Here is a 13,721-nt window from a genome sequence, read left to right as displayed (position 1 = left end):
GCGATCCGGCGGCCACCGTCACAATGGCCGCCGCCATGAACACGTCCCTGACCGAACTCCTGAACCCGCATGTCGCGCCCGTTCCGCTGAACAAGGCCTACCGGCTGCTCAACCACGGGCCGACCGTGCTGGTCTCCGCCGCGCACGGCGGCGTACGCAACGCGATGGCCGCGGCCTGGTCCTGCGCACTGGACTTCCAGCCGCCCAAGGTGACCGTCGTCCTCGACAAGGCCACGCGCACCCGCGAGCTGGTCGAGGCCAGCGGCTTCTTCGTGCTGCAGGTGCCGACCGCGGCGCAGGCCGCGCTGACGCACCGGCTCGGCAACCGCAGCCTGCATCAGGATCCGGACAAGCTGGCGCACGCGGGAGCGCGGCTGGTCGACGTCGATCTGCCGGATGCCGAGCACGCCGAGGATGTCGCGGATGCCGCGAGTGCCCCAGGCGCCGTCCCGCTGGTGGACGGCTGCGCCGCCTGGCTGGTGTGCCGGGTCTTGCCCGAGCCCCGCAACCAGTGGATCTACGACCTCTTCATCGGCGAAGTCGTCGCGGCCTGGGCCGACGCCCGCGTGTTCAGCGACGGGCATTGGCACTTCGAGTCCGCGCCGCCGGAACTGCGCACGCTGCACTACATCGCGGGCGGCCAGTTCTACGCGATCGGGGAAGCTATCGTCGTGCCGGACACGCCCGCGGCGGGCTGAGGGGACCGCGCCGGTCAGAACCGGTGCTGGATCCCCAGGCCGACGCTGGACTGCGAATCGGCGAAGCCGTTGTCGTCGCGCGAGACGCTGACGACGCCGCCGTCGCCGGACTTCGCCGTGGACGCGACCGCGTACAGGCTGGTGCGCTTGGACAGCTCGTACTTGGCGCGCAGCGCGAAGAGCTTCGGGTCGTCGGTGCCGCTGGCGCCGCTGGAGATGTCCTGGAAGTAGACGGCCGGCGTGATGCTCAGCGCGGGCGTGGCCTGCCAGGTCGCGCCCAGCCAGGTCATCGTGCTCTTCGCGGCCGCGCCGCCGACGGCGAAGTCCTTCTTGTAGACGCGCTGCGCCAGGAACAGCTTGACCGGCTTCCAGTCGTAGGACGCGGCCCAGTGCAGCGCCTTCTCCTTGTCGTAGCGGCCGTTGGCGGCGATCGTCGCGCCGTTGCGCTGGTCGACCACCAGCGTCGCGGCGAACGGTCCCGCCGTGTACGCGCCGGCCAGCGAGAAGAAGCGGCCCGCCGAGTCGGAACCCGCCACCTCGCCCAGCGCGTAGGTCGCGCCGAGCTTCACCGGGCCGAAGGTGCCCTGGTACTTGATGAGGTTGGACATGCCCGTGATCATCCCGTCCTTGCGCGGCTGGGTCGCGATCTGGCCGCCGGACGTGGCCCAGGAGTAGAACGGCGCGTAGCCCATCGGATCGAAGGGCAGCAGGAAGTCGTAGGTCGTCGTGTACGAGCGCCCGGCGACGACGCGGCCGAACTCGCCCTCCAGGCCGACGTTGGCCTGGCGGCCCCAGAACGACGAGCCCGCCGCGCCGGTGTCGAAGCCGACTTCGGCCTCGAGCTGGAACACCGCCTTCAGGCCGCCGCCCAGGTCCTCGGCGCCGCGCAGGCCCCAGCGGGAGGTGTTCATGCCGCCCGAGGTCACGCCGAAGCGGTGATCGCCGGCGGCGTTCATGTGATCGCGGTACTCCATCAGCACGTCGGCGATGCCGTAGACGGTGACGGTGCTCTGCGCGAAGGCGGACGGCGTGGCGCACAGGGCCAGCAGGCCGGCGGCGCACAGGGTGTTCGGTCGGATCGCGGTCTTGCGGGAGGTGCGGGAGGTGATCAAGGGAGTCTCCTTGTTGTCGTTGAAGAAATTCGGACGCAGGGGCACCCGCGGTCCTCACGCGGTGAGGTCCGGGGCGGGGGAATGGGATGGGAGGGAGGCGGAGGTGCCGGTCGCGCTCAGCCGAATTCAGCCTTGCCTGCCGATGCTCGACGGCACTCAACGTCTGAGACCGAAACGCGTGGCGAGCGCGGCGTACTCGCGGTTCTGCCGGTCGATGACGGCGCGCAGCGCCGGGCCGGTGAGCGCGAGCGGGAACAGCCCGTGGCGCGCGCGGACCTCGTCGAAGGCCGGCGCGGCCATCAGCCGGTCGAAGGCGGCGGTCCAGGCGGCGACGTCGCCGTCGGACACCTTCGGGCCGACGTAGAAGCCGCGGATCGCGGGCCAGACGATGTCGACGCCCTGCTCCCGCGCCGTCGGCACGCCGGCGAGCGGTCCCGGCAGGCGCTGCTCGGCGAGCACCGCCAGCGCGCGGAACGGACTCGCAGGGCCGAGCTTGTCGAAGACCTCCGACGCGTCGCCCATGTAGACCTGCACGTGCCCGCCCTTGAGCGCGGCGATCGCCTCGCCGCCGCCCTCGAAGGCGACGAAGCGCATCGACTTGTGGTCCACGCCGCCGGCCCCGGCGACCAGCGCCGACTTGACCCAGTCCTGGCTGCCGATGGTGCCGCCGGCGGCGAAGCTGATCCGCCCCGGATCGGCCTTCAGCGCGACGAGCAGCTCGGGCAGCGTCTTCCACGGCGACTGGCGGCCGACCAGCACCACGCCGTAGTCGACGCCGACGGCGGCGATCCAGCGCACGTCGTCGACGCTGCGCTTGCCGAAGCGGCCGTGCGAGAGGTTCAGCAGCGAGCCGCTGGAGAAGGCCACCAGCGTGCGCGGTTCCGCGGGGCGCCGCGTGACGATCTGGTCGAAGGCGATCGCGCCGACGCCGCCCGGCATGTAGCTGATGCGCATCGGCGTCGTCGTGAGGCCGGCCTGCTGGAACGCGGCCTGCGCGAGCTTGCAGCTCTGGTCGAAGCCGCCGCCGGGCTTGGCCGGGGCGATGCATTCGGGCGGGGCGTCGCCGCTGGGCAGCGGCGCCGCTGAAGTCGCCGTCACAGGCGCCGGGGCGCCACGGCCCGGCTGTGCCCAGGCCCCGGACAGCGCGACCACCCACGCGGCCGCGATCAGCGCGGCGCGGCGCGGCACGGTCCGAAGCCGTATCGGCGCGCGCGGGACGGCCCAGCGCACCCCCGTCCCCAAGGTCGGGATTGATCTCATGTCTTGTCTCCTCGCGGTGGTCTGTATCGCCGTCGGCCGCCGTCGACAGGCGATCGCTCGCGCCTCGACGACAGGGCCGCGCGGTCGCCCGCCACCTGCTTGTGCCGGACTCTAGGAAAACCGCGCTTTCAGCCGGCTTTCAGCGCGAAAGGAATTTCAGTCGGCGCGTGCAGCGGAAACCGCAGGGTGACGACGGTGCCACGCTCGAGGCCGTCGGCGTCCAGGCGCGCGGCGGCGACCGCCATGTCGCCGGCGTGGCGGCGGGCGATGGCCCGCACGATCGCCAGCCCCAGTCCCGAGCCCGGCAGGTCGACGTTGCTGCCGCGGAAGAATCGTTCGCCCGCGCGGGGCCGCTCGTCGGCGGGAATGCCGGGACCGTCGTCGACGACGCGGATCACGGCGGTGTCGCCGCGTGCGTCGCCTTCCTCAAGCGCCGGCCTGCGCTCCACCCCGACCTGCAGCGTCACCGCGCCGCCCCGCGGCGTGTAGCGCAGCGCGTTGTGCAGCAGGTTCAGCAGCGCCTCCCGCAACTGGCCTTCGTGGCCGAGCACGACGATGTCCTTGCTCCCATCCGCGTCCCCGTGCCCGTCCCGGTCCCCGTCTCCATTCGCGCACTCGAAGCCGAGGTCGATGCCCTGCTCCCGCGCCAGCGGCCAGGACTCGCGCGCGCAGCGGTCGGCCAGGCGGTCCAGCGCGAGCGGCGCCATCGCGATCTGCGCGGTGTCGGCGCGGGCCAGCGCCAGCATCTGGTTGGTACGACGCACCGTGTCGTCGATCTGGCCCTTGAGCGCGGTCAGCGCTTCGGCGAGGCGCTCCGGATCGCGCTCCCGCCGCGCGTAACCCACCATCGTGGCCAGCGTGGCCAGCGGCGTGCGCAGTTGGTGGGAGGCGTCGTCCACGAAGCGCCGGCGTCCGTCGATCAGTTCGCGCTGCCGCGCCAGGTGATGGTTGATCGCACGCACCAGCGGCGCCGCGTCGGCGGGCACGCCGGTCTCGTCAACCGGCGACAGGTCGTCGTCGGCACGGGCCTCGACCTCGCGGCGCAGCCGGTCCAGCGGCCGCAGCGCCCAGCCGATCACCAGCGCCAGCGTCCCCGCGACGATGGACACCGTCAGCAGGTCGCGCCACACCGCCTGCATCAGCAGCGCACGCGAGAACGCGTTGCGCGAGTTGGTGCTCTCCGCGACCTGGATGATCATGCGCCGCCCGGGGCGCTCGGGATCGAGCTCGCGGGCCCAGGCGCCGACGCGCACCGGGGCGCCGAAGTACTCGGCATCGATGAAGCGCGGCACGCCGGTCTTGAGCGCCTGGCCCGGCAACGGCAGGCCGGCGTTGCCGATCTCGACCAGACCGTCCTCGGTGCTGACGCGGAAGAAGACCTGGCCGCTGGCGGTCAGCTCGAAGAACTCCAGCAGCCGGTACGGCATCTCGACGGACAGGCCGCCGGTCTCGGTCGAGACGTTGCTGTCGATCGCCTTGATGGCGCCCAGCAGCGAGCGGTCATAGGCGGAATTGGCCGCCTGCAGCGCGGTGCCCCAGGTCAGCGCGAGCTCGATGCCCACGGCGGCCAGCATCACCGGCAGCACCAGCGCCAGCAGCGTGCGACGGACGCTGAAGCGGTGCCAGCGCGTCGGCAGCGAGGGCCAACGCAGGCCCGGACGCCTCGCCGGCAGGCCGGGCGAGGTGGCGCTCATGCCGCTTCCAGCACGTAGCCCAGGCCGCGCAGCGTGGTGATGCGGACCTTGCCCGACTCGATGCGGCGGCGCAGCCGGTGGACCAGCACCTCGACGGCCTCGGGTCGCACGTCCTGCTCGTCGGAGAACAGGCGCTCGAGGATCTCCTGCTTGGACATCGGCTCGCCGCTGTGCTGGATCAGGGTGCGCAGGACGGCGTGCTCGCGCGGCGACAGGGCCAGCGGCTCGCGGTCCAGGGTGAAGAGCTTGGAGGCGGCGTCGTAGACCAGCGGACCGCAGGCGAAGCGGGGTTGGTCGCGGCCGCGGGAGCGGCGGATCAGCGCGATCAGCCGGGCTTCGAGTTCCTGCAGCTCGAAGGGCTTGGCGAGGAAGTCGTCGGCGCCCTCGTGCAGCGTGCTGACGCGCTCCATCAGCGAGTCGCGCGCGGTCAGCACCAGCACCGGGACGCGGGAGTCGGCATCGCGCAAGCGCGCGAGCACCTCGTGACCGCCAAGGCCCGGCAGCCCGAGGTCCAGGATCATCGCGTCGTAGCGGGTGGCGGCCAACTGGCCGAGCACCAGCCGACCGTCATCGACCCAGTCGACGACGAAGTCGTTCTGGCCGAGGGCTTTCACCAGCCAGTCGGCCAGGGGTTTTTCGTCTTCGACGAGGAGGATCCGCATGGCGCGCGATGCTAGCGCGACGGTTTGCGATGGCGGCTAGTGTCTTTCCACATCACACCACCCGCCTGGATCCTCACGTCGCAGGTCGACCGGCGCTCGTGCCGCCAAGGTTTCCTTTCTCGTCGATGTCTTCCTTCAAGTCCAGCCAGCCGAGTTTGAACATGACGAAACCGGCCAACGCAAGGAGCGCCGCATAAACAACGCCGGCTGCAATCCAGGAAATCAAGAACTCACGCAACATGGAATGCCTTTGCAAAAAGAAAGTAATGCCCGTAGGCGTTGAAGATGACCAGCCACCACATCGTCAGGAAGCAAAGAATCTGGTGAAAACGCCCTTGAGCAGTTTTATCGCCAGCGGTCATGCGCGGCTCCAGCCAGCGGACGATGATCATCCAAATGGCCATGGACACGAAGATCAATGCCGGAACCACAGGCGGGAGCAGCGCCCTGACAGCTTCATTCGGCGTGTTGCAGACCAGATCCCGGATGGAGATTGCCGCCGTGCCGTCGAATACCAGGAAGAGCAGCGCCGAATCAGCGGCGGAACTCAACAGCGCCGCCCTGCCGCGAAGCGTCATATTCAGGATCCAAGTCACTGCGGGAGGGCAGATTCCAGCAAGCCAATAGGCCAATACTTCCGGCGTCATGGGAACTCCAAAGTCATCCGATGCGTCAGATGCTAGAACTACTGGAGATACCAAAAAACGACCCAACCCCGCGTTTTGCGAGGTTCAAGTCATCAAAACAGTGCAAACAAGTAGTCCAGCGCCAGCGCCGGACAAATCGGGGCTAGCGAACCGCGCCGGAGGCGTCGCAGATCGATGAAGAACGCGCTGTGATCAGCCGTGACGCAGGCAGAAGCGCGGACCGCCCTGCCCCTGGCCCGCGCCGTCTCCCGACGGCACGAGCTCCCGGCGCACTGCGGCCGCGAAACTCGCCAGGCTGGCGCTGCGCAGCGCCAGGAACGGCACCTGGTGCCGCTCGCTGAGCCGCTTGAGATTGAGCGCCGAATCGTGGTCGATGCAGTCGACCGGGAACACCACCAGGTCGGCGCGCGGCAGCAAGGCCGCCAGCAGGCCCTTGCGGGTTTCGAGGCCGCCGTCGTGGTGGAGGAACTCCCCGTCGCGGCCTTCGACGAAATCGCGGATCGCGGGCGTCGAACTGGGTCGGCCGCCCACGTAGAGGATGCGGCGTCCGGCCAGGAGCGCCGAACCGTCGCCGCTGGCGTCCGGCGTCCCGGCGCTGAGGCGTTGAAGCTCGGCCTCGGCGGCGGCGAGTTCCTCGGCTTGGGCGCGGGCGTGCGCCTGCACGCGCTCCAGTTGTTCTCTCAGGCTGTCCAACTGCCGCACGGCATCCTCGGACAGACGTTCCGCGCGCTCGCGACGCTCGGTCTGCAGCGCGACTTGCGCGAGGAGATCGCTCGTCGATGACGGCGAGTCGCCAGATCCCGCCTGTGGGAGGGTCGCGCGCAGTTCAGCCAATTGCCGCTCCGCGTCGAGCGCCTGCTCGCGGAGCTGCTCCGCCATGCGGTCACGCTCCTGCAGGGCCTCGTGCCGGCGCGCCTGCTCGCGCGCCAGACGGTCTTCCAATTCCGCGTGACCCTTCTCGAGCGCCACGAAGCGCTGCAGGTCGTGCCGGTTCGCCGACGCCATCAGGTGCGACAGCATGTGGACCTCGCCGAACACGGCCTGCCGCAACGTGACCGTCACCGCCTTGTGCGTCAGCAGCGCCCAGTAGGCGCCCTGGATCTCGCCGCGCCGCCAGGCCTCGCGCCAGGCGGCATCGAGCGCCGCCTCGTCCGCGGCCGCCGACATCGCCCGCACCGCGCCGGCATGCCGCTGGTCCAGCGCCTTGTGGAGGGCCTTGGCCACCTCGCCGCCTTGCGGCGCCAGGGACACCGCAGTGTGGTGGACGTCCAGGTCGCTCATGCCCGCGACGTCGACATGCCGGCTCATCAACCGGCGCAGCTCCGCCGTGCCGAGGCAGTTGCCGATCACCGAGCAATGCAGATGGGGATCGAGCTGGTGGAGCCGGCTCCGGTTCGCGACCGCGCCGTCAGGCGGGCTCCGGAACTCCGACGCCTGGTCGGATGCCGCTCCCGAGCCCGGCAACGACGCCGATGCCGTCGCCGGATCCTCGTCGCAGCATGCGAATGGCGTCAGTCGTCCCGGCGCTCCGGACACCGCCAGCGATCTGTCCGCGCCCGCGAGCGCGGCCAGTCCACCGGAACTGAGTTTGAAGGGAGGCTTGTGCATGGCGGGCAACGGCTGACGACGCTTCGCAATATACCGTTGAATATTACGAAGCGTGTTCCGTGGCCCGCCAGCGGCGGGCGAAGCCCGCTCAGGCCGAGAGGCCGCGCGTCGCGTCGATCGTCGCGATCGCCTCGACGGTGTCGCCGTGGCGGACCAGCCAGCTGACCTTCTCCAACTGGCGCAGATCGCGGGTGTTGTCCGGATCGCGCTGCGCCATCAACTGCCGGCGCGCGTCGCGCAGCAGGTGCATGGCGTTGTCCTGATGATCGCAGTAGAGCTCGACCTGCACGGCGCGCAGCTGCTGCTGGACCATCGCGCGGCGCTCCGACTTGCGCGCCATGTCGTCGGGATCCGTGGAGGCCTGTGCCGACGCCGCGGCGAATGCGGCGACCATGGCGAGGATCGGGGTGGACTTGCTCATGTGCATCTCCTGGAGGTGTTGCCCTGGGACGTAAGGTGCGCCCACCGAATTAGGGCGTGCTTAAGAATTCCCGGGAACAGGCGCTGAATGCAGCGTCACGGCGCTCCACGCCCCAGGTTTTACGCGGCGGCAACGTCGTCGTCACGGACCGTCACACGACGCGCCTGCATCGTCACGATCACGGTCATGACCGCCACGACGGCGCTGCGCTTTGTATGCCAGTGTGTCGGCGGCACGCCTCGACACGCGCCGCGTCAATTCGCCGGGGCCGTCACACACCGTCGATACATCGGACCGATGAAATGCGGGCCATGCAGCAGTTGACGCTGCCCCACTGGAGCCCGCCATGTCCACGATCACCGACCACGTTCAAGTCCTCTACACCGCCAACACCCGCACCACCGGCGGACGCGACGGCCGCGGCCAGTCCGACGACCAGCGCCTGGACGTCCAGCTCGGATCGCCCGGCACCTCGCGCCCCGGCACGAATCCGGAGCAGCTGTTCGCGGTCGGCTGGTCCGCCTGCTTCATCGGCGCGATGGGCCTGGCCGCCCACGCGATCGGCGTGCGCCTGCCCGCGGAGGCGGCGGTCGACGCCTCGGTCGACCTCAACAAGGGCGCCGACGGCTACTTCCTGAGCGCCAAGCTGCGCGTCAGCCTCCCCGGCCTGCCCCGCGACACCGCCTACGAGCTGATCAAGCGCGCCCACGACACCTGCCCGTACTCGAAGATGACGCGCGGCAACATCAACGTCGGGCTGGAGCTTGTCTGACGCCGCGGCCGCCCGGGAGTCCCGCCGTGAAGCGATGGCTGTTCGCCCTCCTCTTTCTCCTCGGCGGCGCGGCGCACGAGGTGCGCCATCCCTTGCCATGCACCGCGATCACGAGCGGCGCGGGCCCTGGAGGCTCACGACGCCGGGATCGGGATGTCCGGTAGCCGAAGGGCTTCGCGCAGCACCTCGCGCGACACCGGCGCGGCGATCTGCCCGCCGTAATAGCCCCCTTCGGTCGACTCGTCGATCAAGGTGGCCACGATCAGCCGGGGTCGGCTGATCGGCGCCATGCCGACGAACAGCGAGGTCAGGACGCCGAAGCGGCCGACATCCGAGATGGTGGCCCCTTCGAAACGGAGGCGGCCCGGGCCCGTGTCGAAGACGGTCTCCGGTCTCACGCGCCCCAGGTCCAGCGCCGTCGCCATCGTGATCGGCTTGGCGACCGATCCCGGTTCGATGGCGTCCGACGCGGCGCGGTTCCTGAGCTGCTCCTGCCGCCAATGGCGTCGCTCGTTCGGATCGAAGCTGGGGTAGTTCGCCATCGCGAGGATGTCGCCGGTCCGGGCATCGAGCACCACGACGCTGCCGGACTTCGCGAGATGGCCGTCCACGGCCTCCTTGACGCGGCGGAAGGCCAGCAGCTGGATGCGCGCATCCAGGGTGAGCCGGACATCGCGTCCATCCACCGCCACGACCGTCTCCGGCGCGTCCGCGACCGCTCGGCCCAGCCGGTCCTGCGTCACGGCGCGCACACCGTCGGTGCCGGTCAGTTCGGGATCGAAACTGCGCTCCACCCCTTCCTGCCCGCGATGGTCGACATCGGTGAAACCGACCAGCGCGGCGACGATCTCGCCGTCGGGATACCGTCGCTGGAAACCCTGCCCGGGCGCGCGCGGCACGCTCGTGGCGAGGACGGTGCCGTGCCGGTCCTGGATCTCGCCGCGCCGGGCCGCCAACGGCGCTTCGGCATGCACGCGCCGGTCGCCTTGCGAGGCATAGAAATCCTGGGCGAGCAGCTGGATCCAGGCCGCGCGTGCGGCCAGGCCCAGGAAACCCGCCAGCAACAGGAGCAGGACGAGCCGTTCCCGCCAGACCGGCAGCGCCGCGGCCAGGAGTTCGCTCTTGTGGAAGTGCAGTTGCTTGTCGGCCATCGCGGAGCAGCCTAGCGGCGCGACGCAGGCCCGCGAGCGCGAAGATCGGTTACGGCGGTTCCACCGGCATCGATGGGTATAGTGACTTTCACCGTCACCCCGCCGCGCGCGCCTCCGGCCATGAGCCCCGTTTCCTCAGACAGTTCCCCGGACCTGCCCCCCGCCTTCACGATCGCCGCCTTCCACGACGAACGGACCGGCACGGTCAGCTACGTCCTGGCCGATCCGGCGACCCGCCAGGCCGCGATCGTCGATCCGGTCCTGGACTTCGACCTCAAGTCCGGCCGCACGGCCACGATCCAGGCGGACCGCCTGCTCGCGCACGTCGCCGAGGCAGGACTCACCGTGCAGTGGATCCTCGAGACCCACGCCCACGCCGACCACCTGTCGGCGGCGCGTTATCTGCAGGCGCACGTCGGCGGCCGCATCGCCATCGGCGAGCACATCCGGGCAGTGCAGGCGGTGTTCCGCAAGCTCTACAACCTGGAACGCGATTTCCTGCCCGACGGCCGCCAGTTCGATCACCTGTTCCGCGACGGCGAGACATTCATGATCGGCGGCATCGAGGCGCAGGCGATGCTCGTGCCGGGCCACACGCCCGCCTGCATGGCCTACCGCATCGGCGATGCGGTGTTCGTCGGCGACACGATGTTCATGCCCGACGTCGGCACCGCCCGCGCCGACTTCCCCGGCGGCGATGCGGCGACGCTGTACCGCTCGATCCGCCGCCTGCTGGCGCTGCCGCCCGCCACGCGGCTGTTCGTCTGCCACGACTATCCGCCCGCCGGCCGCGCGCCGGCCTGGGAGACGACCGTCGCCGACCAGCGCGAGCGCAACATCCATGTCCATGACGGCGTGGGCGAGGCCGAGTTCGTCGCGCTGCGCACCGGCCGCGACGCGCAGCTGGAGGTACCGGCGCTGATCCTGCCGTCGATCCAGATCAACATCCGCGCCGGCCAGTTGCCGCCCGCGGAGGACAACGGCGTCAGCTACCTGAAGATTCCGCTGAACACGCTGAGCCGGCAGTGATCGCGAGTCCGATGCGCGTGACGCCCGCGGCGGAGGCCGCGCGGGGCTCGCCGCCGTGCATGCGCGCGACCGCCGCGACGATGGCCAGCCCCAGTCCGTGGTGGCCCTGCGGCTGCGCGCCGGACGATCGCGCGGGGTCCGCGCGGTAGAAGCGGTCGAACAGCCGCGGCAGGTGCTCGGCAGGAACCGGAGCGCCCTCGTTCTGGACCTCGAGCGCGATGCGACCGTCGCCCGCGGGCTCGATGCGGACCAGGACGGCGGACCCGGGCCGCGCATAACGCGTCGCGTTGCCCAGCAGGTTGGACACCGCCCGACGCATCAATCCCGCGTCGACGGCGGCGATCGCGTCCCCCCGCACCTCCACGGACAGTCCCGCGTCCTGGAGCGACGCCTCGTGGTAGTCCACCACGTCGCGAGCGAGCATCGCCAGCGATCCGGCCTCCCCGCGCCGCGCCGCGAGGCCGCGCTCCGCGTTGGACAGGAACAGCATGTCGGCCACGATGCCGGCCATGCGCCTCAGATCCTCGAGATTGGACGTGAGCACCTCCCGCAACTCCTCGACGGGACGCGGCCGCCTCAGCGCGATCTCGCAGCTGCTGATCAAGGTCGACAGCGGCGTGTTGAGTTCATGCGCCACGTCGGCGTTGAAGGCCTCCATCTGGCCGTACGCCGTCGTCAGCCGATCCAGCAGCGCATTGAACTGCCCGATCAACGGCTGCAGCTCCTCCGCCTGCGCGGCGCCGTCCAGGCGACGGTCCAGCCGCTGCGCGCTGAGCTGCGCCGTCTGCGCGACCAGCCCGCGCACGGGCGCGAGCCCCAGCCGCACCAGCCAGGACGCGCCCGCCGAGACGACCGCCGCGCCGCCGAGCGCCGTCAGCGCGAGGGTCCAGGCCAGCCGGCGCAGCAGGGCCTGGTCGCGGCCCAGGTCGAAGATCATCGTCGCCGTGCCCCGGCCGCCCAGTTCATCGGGCAGGCGCAGCGCGAAGTCGACGCCGCGCCGGTGCGCCGGCGCGGGCAGCGCGCGCGCCGTCCGGTAGAGCTCGCGCCCGTCGTGGGCGGCCACGATCAGCGAGAGCTCGTCATGCCCCGCCAGGAAATCGTTGAGCAGGTGCTGCACGTCGGCCGCGTCGTGGGCGCCGCGCGCCTCGTTCAGCAGTCCCTGGACGGCGGCCTGCTTCTGCGTCAGCGTCTCGTGCTGGCGCTGCGAGAGGGTCAACGCGATCACCAGATAGACGACGGCGCCCACAAGACCGAGTCCGGCCATGGTCTGCAGGGCCAGCCAGCGCGACAGCCGGCCGCGCAGGCTGACGGTCTTCGACGGGTGCCGTCTGTCCCTCATCGGGCCGGACCCGCGCCGGCGCTGACGTCGCTGTCCTGCGGACGGTCCTCCAGCACGTAGCCCATGCCGCGCACCGTGTGCAGCAGCGGCCGGTCGAACGGCACGTCCAGCTTGCCGCGAAGCCGCCGCACGGCGACCTCGACGACGTTGGTCTCGCTGTCGAAGTTCATGTCCCACACCTGCGCGGCGATCTCGGTGCGCGACAGCACCTCGCCCTGGCGACGCACCAGCAGGCTGAGCAGGCTGAACTCCTGGGCGGTCAGGTCCAGCCGCTGTCCGGCGCGGACCGCCTTGCGCCGCAGCAGGTCGACCTCCAGGTCGGCGGCGGTGAAGCGGGTCGACTCGACCGGCGTGCGCGCGCCGTGCCGGCGCAGCAGCACGTCGATGCGGGCGACGAGTTCGGCGAACGCGAAGGGCTTGACCATGTAGTCGTCGGCCCCGCCCTGCAGACCGCGGACGCGATCGTCGATCTGGCCGCGCGCGGTGAGCATCAGCACCGGCACGGCGCTGGACTGGCGCAGGGCCGCCAGCAGCGCGAAGCCGTCGATGCCCGGCAGCATCGCGTCGAGCACGACCAGGTCGTAGTCCCCGGTCGTCGCCAGGTGCAAGCCGTCGACGCCGTCATGCGCCAGGTCGACCACGTGCCCCTCCTCGCCCAACCCCTTGCGCAGGTAGGCCGCCAGCTTGAGTTCGTCCTCGACGACCAGCAGTCTCATCTCATGTCCGCGTGACTTGCAAAGGCGGCATCATGCCCGCCCGCGCGTTCGCTTTCATCAGCGGCGACCATCGGCGACTATCGGCGACCACGCAGGCGCTGGCGCGTCCGGCCCTCAGCTGCGTTCGCCGTCGTTGCGCTCGACGAAGACCCACAGCGGCTGGTCCGTGAAGCCGGCCGGCGCCAGCGTGCGCAGGTCCACCGCGCGATGGCCGACCGACTCGAACTTCCACGCGAAGGACTTGTCGCCGTTGCGGAACTGGACGGTCTCGCCGCAGACGATGTTCAGTTCGTCGGCGCCGGCCTTCGCGAGATCCACGACGCGGTCTGGTTGACCCGACGACGGCATGCCGTGCACCGAGCGGCCGTTGGCCAGCGAGGAGGACGAGGTGGATGCGCCTGACGCCGCCGAGGCGTTCGTCGTGGCGTGTGCACCCACGGCGGCCGTCAGGGCGGCGGCGGCGAGGACGAGGGACGGGAGGGAGAAGGAACGGGACATGGAGGACTCCTGCGGTCATCGCGACGCGTCCGGAGCCCCGGCGGGGCCGCGTCGGCACGCGTCTTGGAGATGGACTGTAGGAATGCCGGGCCGTCCGCCGGCTGGCGGGAAGAT

General features: G+C 70.7%; 15 protein-coding genes. 3 read left to right on the top strand and 12 right to left on the bottom strand.

Features of this window, described 5'->3' with window-relative positions; all coding sequences use genetic code 11:
• Positions 1-59 precede the first annotated feature (59 nt).
• On the top strand, positions 60-698 hold the full coding sequence (locus tag ACQZ13_RS14490; protein WP_431053244.1) for a flavin reductase family protein: 639 nt from the start codon (positions 60-62) through the stop codon (positions 696-698).
• 14 nt (positions 699-712) lie between these two features.
• On the opposite strand, the gene ACQZ13_RS14485 is transcribed toward ACQZ13_RS14490, so the two are convergent.
• From ACQZ13_RS14485 to ACQZ13_RS14450, 8 genes are all read right to left on the bottom strand, one after another.
• Complete coding sequence (locus ACQZ13_RS14485) at positions 713-1,810, bottom strand: porin (RefSeq protein ID WP_431053037.1); 1,098 nt, start codon at positions 1,808-1,810, stop codon at positions 713-715.
• Positions 1,811-1,966: 156 nt separating this feature from the next.
• A complete protein-coding gene (locus ACQZ13_RS14480) occupies positions 1,967-3,070 on the bottom strand; it encodes a Bug family tripartite tricarboxylate transporter substrate binding protein (RefSeq protein ID WP_431053035.1) in 1,104 nt (367 codons plus the stop codon).
• A 128-nt stretch (positions 3,071-3,198) separates the two neighbouring features.
• Complete coding sequence (locus ACQZ13_RS14475) at positions 3,199-4,764, bottom strand: sensor histidine kinase (protein WP_431053033.1); 1,566 nt, start codon at positions 4,762-4,764, stop codon at positions 3,199-3,201.
• Positions 4,761-5,426 (bottom strand): response regulator, encoded by a 666-nt coding sequence (locus ACQZ13_RS14470; protein ID WP_431053031.1) that lies wholly within the window; start codon positions 5,424-5,426, stop codon positions 4,761-4,763. The genes ACQZ13_RS14475 and ACQZ13_RS14470 overlap by 4 nt, the downstream gene beginning before the upstream one ends.
• 73 nt (positions 5,427-5,499) lie before the next feature.
• Positions 5,500-5,667: a hypothetical protein gene (locus ACQZ13_RS14465; protein ID WP_431053029.1), complete on the bottom strand. Its 168-nt coding sequence runs from the start codon at positions 5,665-5,667 to the stop codon at positions 5,500-5,502.
• Positions 5,657-6,073 (bottom strand): hypothetical protein, encoded by a 417-nt coding sequence (locus ACQZ13_RS14460; protein ID WP_431053027.1) that lies wholly within the window; start codon positions 6,071-6,073, stop codon positions 5,657-5,659. The genes ACQZ13_RS14465 and ACQZ13_RS14460 overlap by 11 nt, the downstream gene beginning before the upstream one ends.
• Positions 6,074-6,265: 192 nt before the next feature.
• Complete coding sequence (locus ACQZ13_RS14455) at positions 6,266-7,681, bottom strand: DUF2325 domain-containing protein (RefSeq protein ID WP_431053026.1); 1,416 nt, start codon at positions 7,679-7,681, stop codon at positions 6,266-6,268.
• Positions 7,682-7,769: 88 nt separating this feature from the next.
• Complete coding sequence (locus ACQZ13_RS14450) at positions 7,770-8,102, bottom strand: hypothetical protein (protein WP_088404446.1); 333 nt, start codon at positions 8,100-8,102, stop codon at positions 7,770-7,772.
• 355 nt (positions 8,103-8,457) lie between these two features.
• On the opposite strand from ACQZ13_RS14450, the gene ACQZ13_RS14445 reads away from it, so the two are divergent.
• Positions 8,458-8,874, top strand: coding sequence for an organic hydroperoxide resistance protein (locus ACQZ13_RS14445; RefSeq protein WP_431053242.1), 417 nt, complete (start codon positions 8,458-8,460; stop codon positions 8,872-8,874).
• Between the two features lie 134 nt (positions 8,875-9,008).
• On the opposite strand, the gene ACQZ13_RS14440 is transcribed toward ACQZ13_RS14445, so the two are convergent.
• Complete coding sequence (locus tag ACQZ13_RS14440; RefSeq protein ID WP_431053024.1) at positions 9,009-10,025, bottom strand: penicillin-binding transpeptidase domain-containing protein; 1,017 nt, start codon at positions 10,023-10,025, stop codon at positions 9,009-9,011.
• A 120-nt stretch (positions 10,026-10,145) separates the two neighbouring features.
• Here ACQZ13_RS14440 and ACQZ13_RS14435 point away from each other — a divergent pair, with 120 nt between their 5' ends.
• Positions 10,146-11,054: an MBL fold metallo-hydrolase gene (locus ACQZ13_RS14435; protein ID WP_431053022.1), complete on the top strand. Its 909-nt coding sequence runs from the start codon at positions 10,146-10,148 to the stop codon at positions 11,052-11,054.
• Here ACQZ13_RS14435 and ACQZ13_RS14430 read toward each other — a convergent pair.
• From ACQZ13_RS14430 to ACQZ13_RS14420, 3 genes are all read right to left on the bottom strand, one after another.
• Entirely contained in the window at positions 11,011-12,393 is a 1,383-nt protein-coding gene (locus ACQZ13_RS14430; RefSeq protein ID WP_431053020.1) for a heavy metal sensor histidine kinase, read from the bottom strand. The genes ACQZ13_RS14435 and ACQZ13_RS14430 overlap by 44 nt on opposite strands.
• Positions 12,390-13,109, bottom strand: a complete 720-nt coding sequence (locus ACQZ13_RS14425; RefSeq protein ID WP_431053018.1) for a heavy metal response regulator transcription factor — start codon at positions 13,107-13,109, stop codon at positions 12,390-12,392. Before ACQZ13_RS14425 ends, ACQZ13_RS14430 begins: the two co-directional genes overlap by 4 nt.
• Before the next feature lie 114 nt (positions 13,110-13,223).
• Positions 13,224-13,607: a CzcE family metal-binding protein gene (locus ACQZ13_RS14420; RefSeq protein ID WP_431053016.1), complete on the bottom strand. Its 384-nt coding sequence runs from the start codon at positions 13,605-13,607 to the stop codon at positions 13,224-13,226.
• Positions 13,608-13,721: the final 114 nt, after the last annotated feature.

The organism is Roseateles sp. L2-2, from assembly GCF_050613215.1.
Classification (GTDB): domain Bacteria; phylum Pseudomonadota; class Gammaproteobacteria; order Burkholderiales; family Burkholderiaceae_C; genus Roseateles; species Roseateles noduli.
This window is presented reverse-complemented; position numbering and strand designations above follow the sequence as displayed.